Raw genomic sequence first — 15,206 nt, 5'->3', positions numbered from 1 at the left:
AACAACCGGCCGGTCGGACGGAAGGCGAAAGCCGCCCCTCCGCTCACGTTGGTCTCCGATTTAGTGCCAGGAAGCAAGCTGATGTTCCCGATTTCGCCAGAGCGGCCCTCTGATGCCGCCCAGATTGAAAATCTCCTCGACCTGACTTTCGGCTCCGGCCGCACCGCCAAGACCGTCTACCGGCTGCGCGAGGGCGTGGCGCCGATCAAGGCCTTAAGCTTTTCCGTGCGCCAGGGCAGCCGCCTGCTCGGCTCGATCCGCTACTGGCCGATCTCGATTGGCGAAGGGGCGGCGCCGGCAGTGATGCTCGGCCCGGTGGCGGTGCATCCCGATTTCCAGGGCCAGGGCATCGGCCGGGCGCTGATCCGGCACAGCCTCTATGCCGCCACGCGGCAGGGCCACAAGCTGTGCATGCTGGTGGGCGACAAGGCCTATTACGAGCCGTTCGGCTTCATCGCCGCCGCCGAGCGCGGCCTGGAAATGCCGGGCTGGGTGGAGCTGGAGCGGTTCCAGATCATGGAGCTGGTGCCGGGCGCGCTGGACGGCGTCAGCGGCATGATCGGCAAACCGAAGGTGCCGCGCAGCCGCAAGACGGCGGCCTGAGCCATGCGGCGGCCGGCGCCGGATTGGCATGATCCGCGCGTCCAGCTTTTAGACAGCATCACCGAAATCAGACCCGAGGATTGTGGCCGGGTCATCGTCGCCGCCTCCCATGCCGGTGTCTCGGCGGTGAGCTACGCCTTCAACGACCAGCCGCTGGCCTGCTTCTTCAACGATGCCGGGGTGGGCAAGGATGAGGCCGGGATTTCCGGCCTCGGACCGCTGAACGACCACGGCATCATCGCCGCCACTTACAGCCATGACAGCGCCCGCATCGGCGACGCGGTGGATGCCTGGGCCTGCGGCATCCTCACTCACGTTAACGCGCTGGCTGCGGCGCGCGGCCTCAAGTCCGGCATGAGCGTGCAGCAGGCGGCGCGGTTGTTGCTCGGCTAGAGTCCGCGCGCGGCGATCTCTTCGCGGGCGCGGCGGGCCACGGCTGCTGCCATTTCCTGGCGCCGGGCCGCCATGTCGGCGGCGCTGCTGGCTGCCCGCAAATCGAATTCGGCGCGGGTGAAGCCGCGCAGGCTGCGCAGCCGCGCCAGGCCCTCCAATTCCGTTCCGGCGGCGGAATCGCTCAGCCGTGTCACCGTGATCTCGATCAGCGAGTTGGCCGGCAGCGTGCTGTTGCGGGGCACGGCCGCCAGCACCGCGTCGCGCAAGCTGGCGGAGAAGGCATCGTCCAGGGCGACGCCGATATTGCCGGCCACCCGCACGGTTTCGATATTCAGCGCGCCGCTGTCATTCGCCGCCGCCATGCGGGTCAGTTCGGTCTCGCGGCAGCCGCCGAGCAGCAGCAGTAATGCCAGTGCCGCAAAGCCGGTGCGCCGCGTTAAATCATAGGACTGGAATTTCACCCGCATCATCAACCCCCGGTTCTTATTTTATCGCGCAATCATTGATCCTGCCGGGAGGTGGCGGCAAGCGATATCTCGGGACTATCCCGCATCTGGCTAAGCGGGGAAGCCCCCGGCGGATTTATTGACCGGGATGTTCATTGATCGGGATGGCGCCGCGATAAATCCCCGCCTTCGCCACGATCCTGCCACCGTGCGGCTTATCCTGTGCATTGCCGGTGGCCTCACAGCCGGCCATGAACAGGAAAGAAGCCATGCAACGCAGCACGGGTTTTGCCTCTCGGATCATTCTCGCCACTGCCATCGGCGCTCTCGCCTTCAGCAATGCAGCCTGGGCCGATGGCAAGGGGCGTGGCCGCCATGGCGATGACGATGACCGCCGTGGCCCGCCGCACCGCCAGCACGAGCCGCGTGGCGGCGATACCAACATCCAGATCAACTTCAATTTCGGCGATGCCGACCGCCGCGTGGTGCGCGACTATTACGAGGCGCCGCGCTATGCCGTGCATTGCCCGCCGGGCCTGGCCAAGAAGGGCAATGGCTGCATGCCGCCGGGCCATGCCAAGCGCTGGGTGGTGGGGCATCCGCTGCCGCCGGATGTGATCTTTTACGAAGTGCCGCGCGACCTGATCGTGCTGTTGCCGCCGCCGCCGCCGCGCCACCGTTATGTGCGCGTCGACAGCGACATCCTGATGATCGCCATCGGCACCGGCATGGTGCTGGACGGCATCCAGAATCTCGGCCGCATGTAACGGCTAGAGCGGCGCCCAGGGTGTTTCGGGCAGGCCGGGCGTTTCGAGATCGGCGGTGAACAGCGCGCCGGCCAGCGGCGTGGCGGCGAGGTCTTCGGCGCTGTGGCGCTGGCGTGCGCTGGTGATGTAGAGCCGGCGCAGATCCGGGCCGCCGAAGGCCGGCATGGTGGTGGCGCGCGCCGGCACCTGGATTTCGCGCAGGCGTTCGCTGGCCGGGCTGAATTGCACTACCTTGCCGGCACCGTAGAGCGCCAGCCAGTAATTGCCTGCCGCATCCACCGCGGCGCCATCCGGGCGCTCGCCGCTGGCATTAAGATCGAGAAACACGCGCCGGTTCGAGGGCGTGCCGCTGGCCGGATCATAGTCATAGGCCCATACAGTGCAGGCCGGCGTATCGGCGTGATACATGGTGGTGCCGGCCGGGCTCCAGGCCAGGCCGTTGGAGATCACCATGTCGTCGATCATGCGCCGCACCCGGCCGCCGGCATCCAGGCGGTAGAGCAGGGCTGCGGCGCGGTCGCGCATCTCGCAGATGGTGCCGACCCAGAAGCGGCCCTGGCGGTCGCAGCGGCCATCATTGAAGCGGAACATGTTCGGATCATAGGGCGCATTGGCGATGCGGATCGGATGCGCGCCGCTCATGTCCAGGCGATAGATGCCGTGGCGCAAAGCCGCCAGCAGGCCGCCGCCCGCTATCGGCGCGATGCTGCCGATGGCCTGGCCGAGATCTCGGCTGTCATCCTGGCCGCTGGCCGGATCGAAGCGATGCAGCTTCCCGACATTGATATCAATCCAATAGAGTTTCTGCTCGGCCACCGACCAGACGGGTGACTCGCCCAGATCAGCCTGTGCTTCCAGGATTAGCTCGGCGGAGATTTCGGTCATCGGCAATCCTGTTCCAGTTGATCCGCCACCAGCGTGGCGATGGCGAGCGACGCCGTAAGCCCTGGGCTTTCGATGCCGAACAGATGCAGCAGGCCCGGCGCGCCATGCTGGGCGGCGCCATGGATCACGAAGTCATCGGCCTTGCCGCCGCCAGCGGATAATTTCGGGCGGATGCCGGCATAGCCGGGCTGGATCGCGCCATCGGGCAGGCCGGGCCAGTAGCGCCGCACGGCGGCATAGAATTTATCGCCACGCGCCGGATCGACCTGATAGTCGATGGCGTCGATCCATTCTACGTCTGGGCCGAAGCGCATCTGGCCGCCGAGATCGATGGTGACATGGGTGCCAAGCCCGCCCGGTTCCGGCACCGGATAGATCAGGCGCGAGAAGGGCGGCTTCATGCCTGACAGCACGAAGTAATTGCCCTTGGCGTAGAAGCTGCCGGGGATCAGATCGTGGCGCGGGCCGGCAATGGTTTTCGCCACCGCCTGGGCATGCAGGCCGGCGGCGTTCACCACCAGCTTCGCCGCCAGCCGCATCGCATCCGGCCCGCCGGTCTCGATCTCGAAACGGCCATCGCGCCAGATGGCGCTGTGCAGCGGCGCATTCAGCGCCAGCATGGCGCCGTGTTCCTCGGCCTCGCCGAGATAGGCCAGCATCAAGCCGTGGCTGTCGATAATGCCGGTGGAAGGCGAGAGCAGGGCGGCGGTGCAATGCAGGTCCGGCTCCAGCGCCTGGGCTTCTGCGGCACTCAGCCAGCGCAGGTCATGCACGCCATTGGCCGCCGCCTTGGCCTGCAAAGCTTTCAGTTCATCATTCTGCGCCGCATCGGTGGCGACGATCAGCTTGCCGATGCGGCGCGCATCGACGCCGCGTTCCTGGCAATAGCGGTAGAGCCGGTCGCGGCCCTCGACGCAGAGCCGCGCCTTCAGGCTGCCCTGCGGATAATAGATGCCGGCATGGATCACTTCCGAATTGCGCGCGCTGGTTTCGGTGCCGAAGGCATCGGCGGCTTCCAGGATCACCACCTCGCGGCCGCGCCGGGCCAGTTCGCGCGCCACCGCCAGCCCCACCACGCCGGCACCGATCACCAGGCATTCCACCGAATCCATTGCCGCTCCGGGCTTGTCTGAAACATGCGTCCTGCCGGTTATCCCCGGAGGCCGGATCGGTTTCAAGCCGGGATACCGCCCCCAGTATCACCTGGGCGTCGAATGTTACGAGCGGCACTTGACGGGGCAGGCCCTTTCCCGTATCTAACCGGCCTCGACGGGACCCCCGGGTCACGCGATGCCCAGATGGCGGAATTGGTAGACGCGCTAGCTTCAGGTGCTAGTGACCGAAAGGTCGTGTAAGTTCGAGTCTTATTCTGGGCACCAATTCTTTTCTATGCTCTTTCGCCACCCGGCGCGGCGGAGCATAATCCCCTCCGAAAATCAGCGAATCAGAGCAAGCGGCGCGCATGGCTATCACCCTGCATCAAGGCGACCTGCCCGATGGCCTCGATCTGGGGTCCAGCGTGGCGGTGGATACGGAAACCATGGGCCTGCGCACGGCGCGCGACCGCCTCTGCCTGGTGCAGCTTTCCGGCGGCGATGGCAATGCCCATCTGGTCCGCTTCGGCGCCGGCAAGGGCTATGACGCGCCCAACCTGAAGCGCCTGCTGGCTGACCCCAAGGTATTGAAACTGTTCCATTTCGCGCGCTTCGACCTGGCCGCGATCCAGCATTACCTGGGGGTTTCCTGCACGCCGGTCTACTGCACCCGCACGGCGTCCCGCCTGGTCCGCACCTTCACCGACCGGCATGGCCTGAAGGATCTCTGCCGCGACCTGATCGGGGTGGAGATTTCCAAGCAGGAACAGAGTTCCGACTGGGGCGCGCCGAGCCTGACCGAAGCGCAGCAGAAATACGCCGCCTCCGATGTGCTCTACCTGCACCAGCTCAAGACCGTGCTGGATGTGATGCTGGCCCGTGAAGGCCGCACCGCCCTGGCCCAGGCATGCTTCGATTTCCTGCCCGCCCGCGCCGCCCTCGATCTGGCCGGCTGGCCGGAAGAGGATATTTTCGCCCACAACTAGCCCGCAATCAGCCTAAACTAGATTGCGTTCCAACCCGCCGCGCGGTTTGCTTTTTTCTTGGTCATTCCGCATACTTGGCACGAATCTTGTTAGACGGTTTCCAGCAGGTGGGTCTCGCCGCGTATGTCCAAAACCGCCCTGTCGCCGGCAGCGCCCCGCAAGGCCGCCGGCTCCCGTGCCAAGCCGCGCCCGGCCAAGGTTAAGTCCAAGGCCGTGGTGACCCGTTTGCCCTCCGCCACCGGCGTGGGGCAGCCGGCGGGGGATATCGCCGTGGCGCGCCGCGTGCTGCTCACCGAGGCCAACGGCCTTGCCGCCCTGGCCGCCAATCTGAACAGCCAGTTCACCCAGGCCATCGACGTGCTGAACCGCATCAGCGGCGACGGCACCCAGGGCCGCGTCATCGTTTCCGGCATGGGCAAGTCCGGCCATGTGGCGCGCAAGATCGCCGCCACCATGGCTTCCACCGGCACGCCGGCGATGTTCGTGCATCCGGCCGAGGCCAGCCATGGCGATCTCGGCATGGTCACCACCAGCGACGTGCTGCTCTGCCTGTCCAATTCCGGCGACGTGCCGGAGATGGCCGACCTGATTGCCCATGCCAAGCGGTTCGGCATGCCGCTGATCGGCATGACCTCGAAGCTGAAATCCGCGCTCGGCCAGGCTTCCGATATTGCCCTGATCCTGCCGCCGGTGGAAGAAGCCTGCCCGATGGGCCTGGCACCCACCACTTCCACCACAATGATGCTGGCGCTGGGCGATGCGCTGGCCGTGGCGCTGATGGAGCGCAAGGGCTTCACCCGCGACCATTACCGCGTGTTCCATCCCGGTGGCCGGCTCGGCAAGCAGCTGATCAAGGTGAAAGACCTGATGCATGCCGGCCAGGAAATCCCGCTGGTGCCCACCGGCACGGCGATGCGCGAGGCGCTGGTGACCATGGCCGGGCGCAGCTTCGGCTGCATCGGCATCCTGGGCCGCCAGGGCCGCGACAAGGGCAGGCTGGTCGGCATCATCACCGACGGCGATCTACGGCGCCATATCGATGGCGATATCCTGGCGCGCAAGGTGGAAACCGTGATGACCAAGTCGCCGCTCACCATCCGGCAGGACATGCTGGCGGTGGAGGCTTTGCGCGAGATGAACCAGCGCCGCATCACCGCCCTGTTCGTGGTGGATGGCGGCCGCCCCATCGGCATCCTGCACATGCATGATTGCGTGCGCGCCGGGATCACCTGAGGCAGGCATGACAGACGCCCCGCAGGATAGCACTTCCACCGGCACAGGTTCAGGCGCCGCCGCCTCTGCTGCTGCCGGGCGCCGCCTGCGCGATGATTTCGCGCCGCGCAGCGGGCAGGGCATCGCCGGCCAGGTGGTGCAGCGCCGGCGCGGCTTCGTGCGTTTCATGAAATTCGTGCTGCCGGTCGGCGCGGTTGCCCTGGTCGGCCTGATCGCTGCCTGGCCGCAGCTTACCAAGCGCGACACCGGCTTCCGGCTGGCCTTTTCCAGCATCGAGACCCAGGAGATGGCGCTGGTGATGAACAACCCGCGCTTCCGTGGCAACGACAGCAACGGCCAGCCCTATATCGTCACCGCCGACCGCGCGATGCAGGACCCGAATGATTCCAAGCTGGTGACGTTGGACAAGATTTCCGCCGACATCACCTTGAATGACGGGGCGTGGATTTCGCTTACCTCCAATACCGGCGTCTACAACAACACCGCCCGGATGCTGACGCTGCATGGCGACATCAACGTCTATAGCGACCGTGGCTATGAGTTTCACGGCATCAATGCCGAGATCGACCTGAATACCGGTGTGCTGGCCAGCGACGACAAGGTCTGGGGCCATGCTTCGCTGGGCAGCATCCGCGCCAATGGCATGCGGGTCTATGATCGCGGCAAGACCATCGTGTTCATCAACGGCGTGAAGACCACGCTCAATCCCCGCGGCGCAGGATGACCAGCATGCGCAAATTCACTGCCCCTTCCGCTTTCGTACTCGGCGCTTCCGCTCTTGCACTGCTGCTTGCAGCCCAGGCTATGGCGCAAGGGCTGCCCGGCCAGCGCCGTGGCAACAACAGCAGCAATAATTCAAACCTGCCGATCGAGATTGCCGCCGACAATCTTGAAGTGCTGCAGGAACGGCAGCTTGCCATCTTCCGCGGCAATGTCGATGTGGCGCAGGGCGAGATGCGGCTGCGCGCCGACGAGCTGATGGTGTATTACCGCGACCGCAACAATACCCAGCCGCCTGCACAGGCGCAGGGCCAGCGCCCGGCGCAGCAGCGCCCTGCCGCGCCGGTGCCATCCGCCGGCGGACCGGATATGGGCGCGATCAGCCGCATCGAGGCCAAGGGCAAGGTGTTCATCTCGTCGGCGGACGAGAAGGCGCAGGGCGATTATGCCGATTACAATGTCGACAAGAAGCTGATTGTGCTGCAAGGCAACGTGGTGCTGACCCAGAAGGAAAGCGTGCTGCGCTGTGCCAAGGTGACGATGCAGCAGGATATCGGCCGCTCGGTCTGCGATCCTTTGCCGGGTCAGCGCGTGATCGGCGTGTTCCGCCAGGGGGGCTGATGACGCCGCAGAACGACGATAGCGCGGCGAATGGTCCGCGCCTGGTAGCGGAAAATCCGCATCCCGGGCTTTCCGCCCATCGCCTGGGCAAGAGCTTCAAGAAGCGGCCTGTCTTGCGCGATGTGTCGCTGAGTGTGCAGCGGGGCGAGGCGGTTGGCCTGCTGGGGCCGAACGGCGCCGGCAAGACCACCTGCTTCTACATCATCACCGGGCTGATTTCGGCCGATCATGGCTCGATCATGCTGGATGGCGCCGATATCACCGGCCTGCCGATGTATCGCCGCGCCCGCCTCGGCATGGGCTACCTGCCGCAGGAAGCCTCGATCTTCCGTGGCCTCACGGTGGAACAGAATATCCGCGCCGTGCTGGAACTGGTGGAAGCCGAGGCCGACAAGCGCGAGGCGATGCTGGAAGACCTGCTCGCTGAATTCTCCATCAGCCATCTGCGCCGCACCCCGGCGATGGCGCTTTCCGGCGGCGAACGCCGGCGCTGCGAAATCGCCCGTGCCCTGGCCACACGCCCCAGCTTCATGCTGATGGACGAGCCGCTGGCCGGCATCGATCCGATTGCCGTGGGTGAAATCCGCGAACTGGTGTCGCATCTGAAGCATCGCGGCATCGGCGTGCTGATCACCGACCACAATGTGCGCGAGACCCTGGATATCATCGACCGTGCCTACATCCTGCATGATGGCAAGGTGCTGATGGAAGGTTCGCCGAACGAGATCGTCGCCGACGAGAACGTCCGCCGGGTCTATCTCGGCGAACGCTTCAGCTGGTGATCCGCTAGCATGGCGATCGGCCCGCGTCTGGAACTGCGGCAGGGCCAAGCCCTGGTGATGACGCCGCAGTTGCAGCAGGCGATCAAGCTGTTGCAGTTGTCCAATATCGAACTGACCGCCTATGTCGAGCAGGAGCTGGAACGCAATCCGCTACTGGAACGCCAGGATGGCGAAGGCGGCGGTGAAGATGCCCGCGATGCCTTCGATGTCGCCGAAGCCGGCGGCGATCCCGCCCGCCTCGATCTGGATGGCGATGCCAGCGTCGTCTCGGCGCGCGAGGCGATGGATGTGGAGGCCGATGGCGGCGACAGCGGCGCCGATGCCTACAGCTATGGCGGCGAAGGCGGCGGCCTCGGCCCATCGGATTCCTATATTTCAGGCCGTGGCGGCGACATGCGCTTCGAGGATGGCGAAAGCTCGCTGGAGCAGACGCTGTCGGAAGACCTCTCATTGCGCGCCCATGTGGAAGAACAATGGCGCCTTATCCCGGCAAGCCCGGCCGAGCGGCTGATCGGCCAGGCGCTGATCGACAGCCTGGATGAAGCCGGCTACATCACCGAGTCGCTGGCCGACCTGGCGGATCGCCTGGGCACGCCGCCGGATGCGGTGGAAGCCGTGCTGGCCAAGCTGCAGCAGATCGAGCCGGCGGGCCTGTTCGCCCGCAGCCTGAAGGAATGCCTGGGCCTGCAATTGCGCGAGCGCAACCGCCTCGATCCGGCGATCCAGGCGCTGCTGGATAATCTCGAAATGCTGGCCAAGCGCGATATCGCCGGCCTGCTCAAGATCTGCGGTGTCGATCAGGAAGACCTGACGGACATGATCAAGGAGATCCGTGCGCTGAACCCGAAGCCGGGCCTGGTATTCGGCGGCGAGCCGGTGCAGACGCTGATCCCGGATGTGTATGTGCGCCGTGGTTCCGATGGCGGCTGGCTGGTGGAGCTGAATAACGACACGCTGCCACGCGTGCTGGTGAATACGCGCTATTATACCAAGGTTGCCCGCAGCAAGCCGGATGCTAAAAACCCGGCCAAGGGCGAGCGCGAGAAGGCGACAAAGAACTATCTGTCGGAATGTCTCAATTCGGCCAACTGGCTGGTGAAGTCGCTGGACCAGCGGGCGCAGACCATCCTGAAGGTGGCGAGCGAGATCGTGCGCCAGCAGGAGGCTTTCCTGCGGCTCGGCATCGATCACCTGAAGCCGCTGAACCTCAAGGCGGTGGCGGAAGCCATCGAGATGCACGAAAGCACGGTCAGCCGCGTTACCTCGAACAAGACCATGGCGACGCCGCGCGGCATTTTCGAGATGAAGTATTTCTTCACCGCCTCGATTGGTGCCACCGATGGCGGCGACAGCTTCTCGGCCGAGGCGATCCGCCACCGCATCAAGGACCTGATCGACGCCGAAAGCGCCGATGACGTGCTGTCAGACGACAAGATCGTGGAAATTCTCGCCGGCAAGGGGGTGGACATTGCCCGCCGCACCGTGGCGAAATACCGCGAAGCGATGAATATCCCCTCCTCGGTGGAGCGCCGCCGCTTGAAAAAGGCCGGTTTGCTTCCCGTTGGCTGAGCTGATCACGGTAGACCATGTCAGACATCGAAAAGCTTTTTGACAACAACCGCTCCTGGGCCATCGGCAAACTCTCTGTCGATCCCGGTTTCTTCGACCGCCTGTCGCACCAGCAGAATCCGGCCTATCTGTGGATCGGCTGCGCCGATAGCCGCGTGCCGGCGAATGAAATCGTCGGCCTCGATCCGGGCGAATTATTCGTACACCGCAATGTCGCCAATCTGGTGCAGCCGGCGGATATGAACTGCCTGGCGGTATTGCAGTACGCTATCGAGTTCCTGAAGGTGAAGCACATCATCGTCACCGGTCACTACGGTTGCGGCGGTGTGCGCACGGCGCTGTTTCAGGAACAGCTCGGCCTGATCGATCATTGGCTGCGCCCGATCCGCGATACCCGCGAGCGCAATGCCGAGGAACTCGACGCCATCGTCGATGAGTACAAGCGCGTCAACGCGCTCTGCGAAATGAATGTACGCGAACAAGTGCTCAATCTGGCCAAGACCACCATCGTGCAGAATGCCTGGGCCAGTGGTCAGCCGCTCAGCCTGCATGGCTGGGTCTATGGCATTTCCAATGGCCTGGTGCGCGATCTCGGCGTCACGGTCAGCAACCCGGATCATCTCTCGCCGATTCACCGCACGGTGCGGCCAAAAAGCCCGTAAGGCCTCTTGAATCCGGGCAATTCATAGCCATATCAAACATTTAGGTGCGGTTGACAGTATCGGGGCGCTTCTCTATGGTCCGCCCCCGCTGGTCGCCCGTACCGACCGCCGTTGCAACCCTGCCGGCCGAGCCGGCAAGAATAGTTTGTATCTCGGTGGCGAATTGTGGATCATGCCGTAACCGACCGTCATTCGGATCGTGAGACACCATGAAAATCCTCATCTCGGGTAAGCAAGTCGATCTCGGCGAGGCCCTGCGTGGTCACGTTGAGATGAAGCTGATCGCCGCCGTGTCGAAGTACATGGAGAACGCCATCGAGGCGAATGTGGTGTTCAGCCGTGAAGGCAGCATGTTCCGCTGCGTCTGTGCGGTGCATGTCGGCACCGGCATTGACATGCAGGCTGATGCCAGCGACCCGGAAATCTATGCCAGCTTCGACCAGGCGCTCGAAAAGCTGGCCAAGCAGGTGCGGCGCGACAAGCGCCGGCGCCGCAATCATCACGCCCGCAAGCCGGACCTCGATGCCGCCGTCTGATGACGGCGTATCGCATCAGGCAGGCAGCGCGGCAACAGGATTCATGGATAAAGACGCGTCATGGAAATACACGAGCTTTTGAGCCCCGATGGCGTGGTCGCCAATCTTAAGGCCAACAGCAAGAAGCAGGCCTTGCAGGAACTGGCATCGCGCGCCGCGCGGCTGACCGGCCTGCATGAGCGGCAGATCTTTGAAACCCTGCTGGAGCGCGAGCGCCTGGGCACCACCGGTGTCGGCAATGGCATCGCCATTCCGCATGGCCGCATCGCCGGCCTGCCGAAGCTTTACGGCCTGTTCGCCCGTGTCGAGCGGCCGATCGATTTCGACTCCATCGACGAGATGCCGGTGGATCTGGTGTTCCTGCTGCTGGCGCCGGAATCAGCCGGCGCGGACCACCTCAAGGCGCTCGCCCGCGTGTCGCGCCTGCTGCGCGACAAGGGCATCTGCGAGAAGCTGCGCGGCGCCGACAGCGCCGATGCGATCTACGCGCTGCTCACCGATACCCCGGCCAGCCACGCGGCTTGAGCGGAAAACCAGCCACGCGGCTTGAGCGGAAAACCAGCCACGCGGCTTGAGCGTCCTTCACCCTGAACGTCATTCTCGCGCAAGCGAGAATCCCATTTTTTGTCCAGCAATCAAATCGGACACGCGCTGGCGCGAGGGTGATGCAGGAGGGCATGGTCTGTTACTGCCGGTTGCCCAATGCCGGTTCGCGCTGCCACTCAGCGTAAGGGTTATAAAACCCGCATAAATCGCAGCTAAGACTTAATCTCGTGCCGAGGCATCGTGCCGCAGGGCGTGCGCCTTAAGGCCGTCCGCTGACATGGCATAGGCTGCGCTCCGCCGGCCGCTGCATGCGGCCGCAGGGAGATATGCCATGACGCTGCTTCGGTCTATTTCGATCACCATGCTGGCCGTGCTGGCCGGCTGTGCCGCCGCCACGCCACCAGCGCAGCCGGCGCCGCCAGCCAATGGCCTGGCACGGCTTTATCTGTACCGCACCAGCTTCAGCCTCGGCGCTGCCGGCGGATTGATCGGTGGTGCGGCGGAAAAACCGCTGGCGGTGGATGGCCGGCAGGTCACGGCACTGGGCAATGGCGGCAGCGCCTATTGCGATCTGCCGCCGGGCCGGCACCGGGTGACGGATATGGAGAATGGCGGCGAGGTGGCGGTTGATATCGCCGCCGGCCAGTCGGCCTATTTCCGCCTCGATACCGGCCTCAACGGTCTTACCCGCCAGGGCCGCGCCGCCGTGGTGGATGCGGCTTCGGGTGCCGCCGAGATGCAGGGCCGGCAGCCGCAGGCGATCACCTGCGGCGGCTGACCCCGGCGCTACATTACTGCAGGCTCACCGGCTCCAGTTCATGCTGGCGCGCGGCGGCGAAGGCGAGGTCGCGTTCCGGCGCATAGCCGAGCTGCTGCCCGCTGGCCGAGAAGATGCCGAAGATTTCGGCGCCATCGGGACCCTGTACCGGGCGGATATAGGCAAGCTGCGGCGCACCGAGATTGGCGAAGGCCTCCGGCGTCATTGCCAGTGGGGCCGGCTTCGGGGCGGTGTTGTTATCGTTGTTGCTGGGGATAGCCATGACTTACTCCTTTCATGGTACGCGCTACTGGTAAGAATCAGACGACGCTGTTACTCACCCAGGCCTACTCACCCAGGCCGATGCGGCCTTCGCCGCTGCCGTCGCCGGCATTGATCTGGATGGTGCGTACCTGCGGCTGCGGCTTCGGCCGCGTCAGGTCGATATGCAGCAGGCCATTGCTCAGCTGCGCGCCGGTCACCTGAATGCCTTCCGCCAGCACGAAGGCGCGCTGGAATTGCCGCGCCGCGATGCCACGATGCAGATACAGGCGGTCCTTGTCCTCGGCCTGGCGGCCGCGGATCACCAGCTGGTTGTCTTCAAGCGTGATGTTCAGATCGGACATGGCGAAGCCGGCCACGGCCAGCGTGATGCGCAGGCCATCCTCGCCGATCTGTTCGATATTGTAGGGTGGGTAGCCTTCCGCGCCCGACTTGGCGGCACGCTCGATCATACGTTCCATATGGTCGAAGCCGAGCAGCAGCGGGCTGGAGAAAAGCGAAACGCGGGTCATGGTCGGACTCCTAAACAATAGCGAGTACCTTGGTGCAGGGCCCGCTATCGGCACCCTGCCTACAGCAATAGATGGGGCGCGCAGGCTTGCGGTTCAAGGGCCGCACCGGCAGGATGGAAACCCCGTCGCAAGCGGGTGAAAAAATGAAGCAATAAAGGAGGATAGGCCATGGCTCGGGGCATCGAGAGCATTGCGGTGATCGGCGCTGGCGCCATGGGCCGGGGCATTGCCCAGGTCGGCATCCAGGGCGGCATGCAGGTGCTGCTGTTCGATGCCGCGCCGGGTGCTGCCGCCAAGGCCGCCGAGGCGATTGCCGCCCAGCTCGATTCGCTGGTCGCCAAGGGCCGTCTGCCGGCTGGCGAGGCCGCCGCTGCCAAGGCGCAGCTCCGTGTCGCCGAGACGCTGGAGCAGGTCAAGGATGTCGATCTCGTGGTCGAGGCGATCATCGAGAATCTGGAAATCAAGCAGCAGCTTTTCACCCAGCTTGAGGCCATCGTGCGGCCCGATTGCCTGCTCGCCTCCAACACCTCGTCGCTGCGCATCGCGGCGATTGCACGCGCCTGCCAGCATCGCGGCCGCGTCGGTGGCCTGCATTTCTTCAATCCGGTGCCGCTGATGAAGCTGGTGGAAGTGATCCGCGCGCCGGCGACCAGCGACGAGACGGTGGCGGCTCTCGTGAAGGTGGGCGAGCGCATGGGCCGCAGCCCGGTGGTGGTGCAGGACAGCCCCGGCTTCCTGGTCAATCTCGGTGGCCGCTGCTTCACCCAGGAGGGCCTACGCATTGTTTCGGAAGGCGTTGCCACGCCGTCGCAGGTCGATGCGGTGATGCGCGATTGCTGGGGCTTCCGCATGGGGCCGTTCGAGCTGATGGACCTCACCGGCATTGACGTGAATTTCCCGGTCAGTCAGATCATTTCGTCGGGCTATTTCCACGACCGCCGGCTGGCGACGTCGCCGCTGCATCAGGCGATGGCGGAAAGCGGCCAGCTTGGCCGCAAGACCAGGCGCGGCTTCTATGCCTATGACGATGCCGGGCAGATGCAGGCGCCGTCGCCCGATGCCGCGTCGGAATCGCTGCCGATCGACAAGGTCGCGCTGGCCGAGGATGACGATGCCCTGGCCGAATTGCTGCGCGAGCTTGGCTTCTCGGTGTCGAATTTCGATGACGGCCAGAGTCCGATCCTCTGCGCTTTGCTCGGCGAGGATGTGTCGGGCTATGCGGCGCGGCGTGGCTTCGATCACCGCCGCCTGTTCGCCATCGACCTCACCGGCCGGCTGGATAAGCGCGTCACGCTGATGCAGGCACCCGGTGCGGTGCATGCGCTGCGCGATGGCCTGGTGGCGCAGATCAACAGGGCCGGCCGCAAGGTAACGGCGATCCGCGACAGCGCCGGCTTCATCGGCCAGCGCGTCGCCGCCATGGTGGCCAATCTCGGCTGCGAGATGGCGCAGATCCGTGTTGCCGGTCCCGCCGATATCGACAAGGCGATGACGTTGGGCCTGAATTATCCGCTCGGGCCGCTGGCGCTCACCGATCACCTCGGGCCGCAGACGGTCTTGAACATCCTCACCCAGTTGCAGGCCATTACCGGCGACGACCGCTACCGCCCCAGCCTGTGGCTGCGCCGCCGCGCGCTGCTCGGCCTCCCGGCGTTGATGGAGGATTAAAATCTACGGCGTCATTCCCGCGAAAGCGGGCGTGATGCGGGTATATTGTCACTCTCGCTGCCTTAGCTCTCCCTCTGTCGTCATGCCGGCGAAGGCCGGCATCCCATTTTTTCTGTAAATGAAATGGGACTCTCGCGTTCGCGA

The 15,206-nt window shown here is 64.9% G+C and carries 20 protein-coding genes and 1 tRNA gene; 15 read left to right on the top strand and 6 right to left on the bottom strand.

The window, feature by feature from the left end; all coding sequences use genetic code 11:
- Positions 1–81 precede the first annotated feature (81 nt).
- Both ACQY7X_RS22520 and ACQY7X_RS22515 read left to right on the top strand, forming a co-directional pair.
- A complete protein-coding gene (locus ACQY7X_RS22520) occupies positions 82–603 on the top strand; it encodes a GNAT family N-acetyltransferase (protein WP_428247731.1) in 522 nt (173 codons plus the stop codon).
- 3 nt (positions 604–606) lie between these two features.
- Positions 607–996: a hypothetical protein gene (locus tag ACQY7X_RS22515; protein WP_428247730.1), complete on the top strand. Its 390-nt coding sequence runs from the start codon at positions 607–609 to the stop codon at positions 994–996.
- Here ACQY7X_RS22515 and ACQY7X_RS22510 read toward each other — a convergent pair.
- Both ACQY7X_RS22510 and ACQY7X_RS22505 read right to left on the bottom strand, forming a co-directional pair.
- On the bottom strand, positions 993–1,466 hold the full coding sequence (locus tag ACQY7X_RS22510; RefSeq protein ID WP_428247729.1) for a hypothetical protein: 474 nt from the start codon (positions 1,464–1,466) through the stop codon (positions 993–995). The genes ACQY7X_RS22515 and ACQY7X_RS22510 overlap by 4 nt on opposite strands.
- A gap of 112 nt (positions 1,467–1,578) precedes the next feature.
- On the bottom strand, positions 1,579–1,713 hold the full coding sequence (locus ACQY7X_RS22505; protein ID WP_428247728.1) for a hypothetical protein: 135 nt from the start codon (positions 1,711–1,713) through the stop codon (positions 1,579–1,581).
- On the opposite strand from ACQY7X_RS22505, the gene ACQY7X_RS22500 reads away from it, so the two are divergent.
- Positions 1,712–2,209 (top strand): RcnB family protein, encoded by a 498-nt coding sequence (locus ACQY7X_RS22500; RefSeq protein ID WP_428247727.1) that lies wholly within the window; start codon positions 1,712–1,714, stop codon positions 2,207–2,209. The two genes, ACQY7X_RS22505 and ACQY7X_RS22500, sit on opposite strands and share 2 nt — an antisense overlap.
- A gap of 3 nt (positions 2,210–2,212) precedes the next feature.
- Here the strand turns inward: ACQY7X_RS22500 and ACQY7X_RS22495 are convergent, their stop codons facing one another.
- On the bottom strand, positions 2,213–3,094 hold the full coding sequence (locus ACQY7X_RS22495; protein ID WP_428247726.1) for an SMP-30/gluconolactonase/LRE family protein: 882 nt from the start codon (positions 3,092–3,094) through the stop codon (positions 2,213–2,215).
- Entirely contained in the window at positions 3,091–4,206 is a 1,116-nt protein-coding gene (locus tag ACQY7X_RS22490) for an NAD(P)/FAD-dependent oxidoreductase (protein ID WP_428247725.1), read from the bottom strand. The genes ACQY7X_RS22495 and ACQY7X_RS22490 overlap by 4 nt, the downstream gene beginning before the upstream one ends.
- Positions 4,207–4,386: 180 nt before the next feature.
- Between ACQY7X_RS22490 and ACQY7X_RS22485 the strand changes: the two genes are divergently transcribed.
- The 11 genes from ACQY7X_RS22485 (at position 4,387) to ACQY7X_RS22435 (ending at position 12,621) form a co-directional block, all read left to right on the top strand.
- Positions 4,387–4,473: transfer RNA gene (locus ACQY7X_RS22485), tRNA-Leu, on the top strand.
- 83 nt (positions 4,474–4,556) lie between these two features.
- The gene (locus ACQY7X_RS22480; RefSeq protein ID WP_428247724.1) at positions 4,557–5,174 is read left to right on the top strand and encodes a ribonuclease D; all 618 of its coding nucleotides are present in this window, start codon (positions 4,557–4,559) and stop codon (positions 5,172–5,174) included.
- A 123-nt stretch (positions 5,175–5,297) separates the two neighbouring features.
- Positions 5,298–6,407 (top strand): KpsF/GutQ family sugar-phosphate isomerase, encoded by a 1,110-nt coding sequence (locus tag ACQY7X_RS22475; RefSeq protein WP_428247723.1) that lies wholly within the window; start codon positions 5,298–5,300, stop codon positions 6,405–6,407.
- Between the two features lie 7 nt (positions 6,408–6,414).
- Positions 6,415–7,131: an LPS export ABC transporter periplasmic protein LptC gene (gene lptC / locus ACQY7X_RS22470; RefSeq protein WP_428247722.1), complete on the top strand. Its 717-nt coding sequence runs from the start codon at positions 6,415–6,417 to the stop codon at positions 7,129–7,131.
- Between the two features lie 5 nt (positions 7,132–7,136).
- Positions 7,137–7,748, top strand: coding sequence for an LptA/OstA family protein (locus tag ACQY7X_RS22465; RefSeq protein WP_428247721.1), 612 nt, complete (start codon positions 7,137–7,139; stop codon positions 7,746–7,748).
- Entirely contained in the window at positions 7,748–8,530 is a 783-nt protein-coding gene (gene lptB, locus ACQY7X_RS22460; protein WP_428247720.1) for an LPS export ABC transporter ATP-binding protein, read from the top strand. The genes ACQY7X_RS22465 and lptB overlap by 1 nt, the downstream gene beginning before the upstream one ends.
- A gap of 9 nt (positions 8,531–8,539) precedes the next feature.
- Positions 8,540–10,099 carry an RNA polymerase factor sigma-54 gene (gene rpoN / locus ACQY7X_RS22455; protein ID WP_428247719.1) on the top strand — a complete coding sequence of 520 codons (1,560 nt, stop codon included), beginning with the start codon at positions 8,540–8,542 and terminating at the stop codon, positions 10,097–10,099.
- Between the two features lie 17 nt (positions 10,100–10,116).
- Positions 10,117–10,761 (top strand): carbonate dehydratase, encoded by a 645-nt coding sequence (gene can, locus ACQY7X_RS22450; RefSeq protein ID WP_428247718.1) that lies wholly within the window; start codon positions 10,117–10,119, stop codon positions 10,759–10,761.
- Positions 10,762–10,970: 209 nt separating this feature from the next.
- The gene (hpf, locus tag ACQY7X_RS22445; RefSeq protein ID WP_428247717.1) at positions 10,971–11,297 is read left to right on the top strand and encodes a ribosome hibernation-promoting factor, HPF/YfiA family; all 327 of its coding nucleotides are present in this window, start codon (positions 10,971–10,973) and stop codon (positions 11,295–11,297) included.
- A gap of 60 nt (positions 11,298–11,357) precedes the next feature.
- Positions 11,358–11,822: a PTS IIA-like nitrogen regulatory protein PtsN gene (ptsN, locus tag ACQY7X_RS22440; RefSeq protein ID WP_341980414.1), complete on the top strand. Its 465-nt coding sequence runs from the start codon at positions 11,358–11,360 to the stop codon at positions 11,820–11,822.
- A gap of 352 nt (positions 11,823–12,174) precedes the next feature.
- Positions 12,175–12,621 carry a DUF2846 domain-containing protein gene (locus ACQY7X_RS22435; RefSeq protein WP_428247716.1) on the top strand — a complete coding sequence of 149 codons (447 nt, stop codon included), beginning with the start codon at positions 12,175–12,177 and terminating at the stop codon, positions 12,619–12,621.
- Between the two features lie 13 nt (positions 12,622–12,634).
- Here ACQY7X_RS22435 and ACQY7X_RS22430 read toward each other — a convergent pair whose 3' ends face one another.
- Positions 12,635–12,883: a DUF1150 family protein gene (locus ACQY7X_RS22430; protein ID WP_428247715.1), complete on the bottom strand. Its 249-nt coding sequence runs from the start codon at positions 12,881–12,883 to the stop codon at positions 12,635–12,637.
- Between the two features lie 64 nt (positions 12,884–12,947).
- Positions 12,948–13,394, bottom strand: coding sequence for an Hsp20 family protein (locus ACQY7X_RS22425; RefSeq protein WP_428247714.1), 447 nt, complete (start codon positions 13,392–13,394; stop codon positions 12,948–12,950).
- 168 nt (positions 13,395–13,562) lie between these two features.
- On the opposite strand from ACQY7X_RS22425, the gene ACQY7X_RS22420 reads away from it, so the two are divergent.
- Entirely contained in the window at positions 13,563–15,062 is a 1,500-nt protein-coding gene (locus tag ACQY7X_RS22420; RefSeq protein WP_428247713.1) for a 3-hydroxyacyl-CoA dehydrogenase, read from the top strand.
- Positions 15,063–15,206 lie beyond the last annotated feature (144 nt).

This window comes from Ferrovibrio sp. (assembly GCF_965278975.1).
In the GTDB taxonomy this organism is placed as follows: domain Bacteria; phylum Pseudomonadota; class Alphaproteobacteria; order Ferrovibrionales; family Ferrovibrionaceae; genus Ferrovibrio.
This window is presented reverse-complemented; position numbering and strand designations above follow the sequence as displayed.

Excerpts from the sequence above, each read along its gene's own strand:
- ACQY7X_RS22465 (WP_428247721.1), top strand. The coding sequence starts at position 7,137 with ATGCGCAAATTCACTGCCCCTTCCGCTTTCGTACTCGGCGCTTCCGCT.
- ACQY7X_RS22475 (WP_428247723.1), top strand. The coding sequence starts at position 5,298 with ATGTCCAAAACCGCCCTGTCGCCGGCAGCGCCCCGCAAGGCCGCCGGC.
- lptB (WP_428247720.1), top strand. The coding sequence starts at position 7,748 with ATGACGCCGCAGAACGACGATAGCGCGGCGAATGGTCCGCGCCTGGTA.
- ACQY7X_RS22520 (WP_428247731.1), top strand. The coding sequence starts at position 82 with ATGTTCCCGATTTCGCCAGAGCGGCCCTCTGATGCCGCCCAGATTGAA.
- ACQY7X_RS22510 (WP_428247729.1), bottom strand. The coding sequence starts at position 1,466 with ATGATGCGGGTGAAATTCCAGTCCTATGATTTAACGCGGCGCACCGGC.
- ACQY7X_RS22480 (WP_428247724.1), top strand. The coding sequence starts at position 4,557 with ATGGCTATCACCCTGCATCAAGGCGACCTGCCCGATGGCCTCGATCTG.
- hpf (WP_428247717.1), top strand. The coding sequence starts at position 10,971 with ATGAAAATCCTCATCTCGGGTAAGCAAGTCGATCTCGGCGAGGCCCTG.
- can (WP_428247718.1), top strand. The coding sequence starts at position 10,117 with ATGTCAGACATCGAAAAGCTTTTTGACAACAACCGCTCCTGGGCCATC.
- ACQY7X_RS22490 (WP_428247725.1), bottom strand. The coding sequence starts at position 4,206 with ATGGATTCGGTGGAATGCCTGGTGATCGGTGCCGGCGTGGTGGGGCTG.
- ptsN (WP_341980414.1), top strand. The coding sequence starts at position 11,358 with ATGGAAATACACGAGCTTTTGAGCCCCGATGGCGTGGTCGCCAATCTT.
- ACQY7X_RS22430 (WP_428247715.1), bottom strand. The coding sequence starts at position 12,883 with ATGGCTATCCCCAGCAACAACGATAACAACACCGCCCCGAAGCCGGCC.
- ACQY7X_RS22500 (WP_428247727.1), top strand. The coding sequence starts at position 1,712 with ATGCAACGCAGCACGGGTTTTGCCTCTCGGATCATTCTCGCCACTGCC.
- ACQY7X_RS22425 (WP_428247714.1), bottom strand. The coding sequence starts at position 13,394 with ATGACCCGCGTTTCGCTTTTCTCCAGCCCGCTGCTGCTCGGCTTCGAC.
- ACQY7X_RS22435 (WP_428247716.1), top strand. The coding sequence starts at position 12,175 with ATGACGCTGCTTCGGTCTATTTCGATCACCATGCTGGCCGTGCTGGCC.
- ACQY7X_RS22515 (WP_428247730.1), top strand. The coding sequence starts at position 607 with ATGCGGCGGCCGGCGCCGGATTGGCATGATCCGCGCGTCCAGCTTTTA.
- ACQY7X_RS22495 (WP_428247726.1), bottom strand. The coding sequence starts at position 3,094 with ATGACCGAAATCTCCGCCGAGCTAATCCTGGAAGCACAGGCTGATCTG.
- ACQY7X_RS22420 (WP_428247713.1), top strand. The coding sequence starts at position 13,563 with ATGGCTCGGGGCATCGAGAGCATTGCGGTGATCGGCGCTGGCGCCATG.
- rpoN (WP_428247719.1), top strand. The coding sequence starts at position 8,540 with ATGGCGATCGGCCCGCGTCTGGAACTGCGGCAGGGCCAAGCCCTGGTG.
- ACQY7X_RS22505 (WP_428247728.1), bottom strand. The coding sequence starts at position 1,713 with ATGGCTTCTTTCCTGTTCATGGCCGGCTGTGAGGCCACCGGCAATGCA.
- lptC (WP_428247722.1), top strand. The coding sequence starts at position 6,415 with ATGACAGACGCCCCGCAGGATAGCACTTCCACCGGCACAGGTTCAGGC.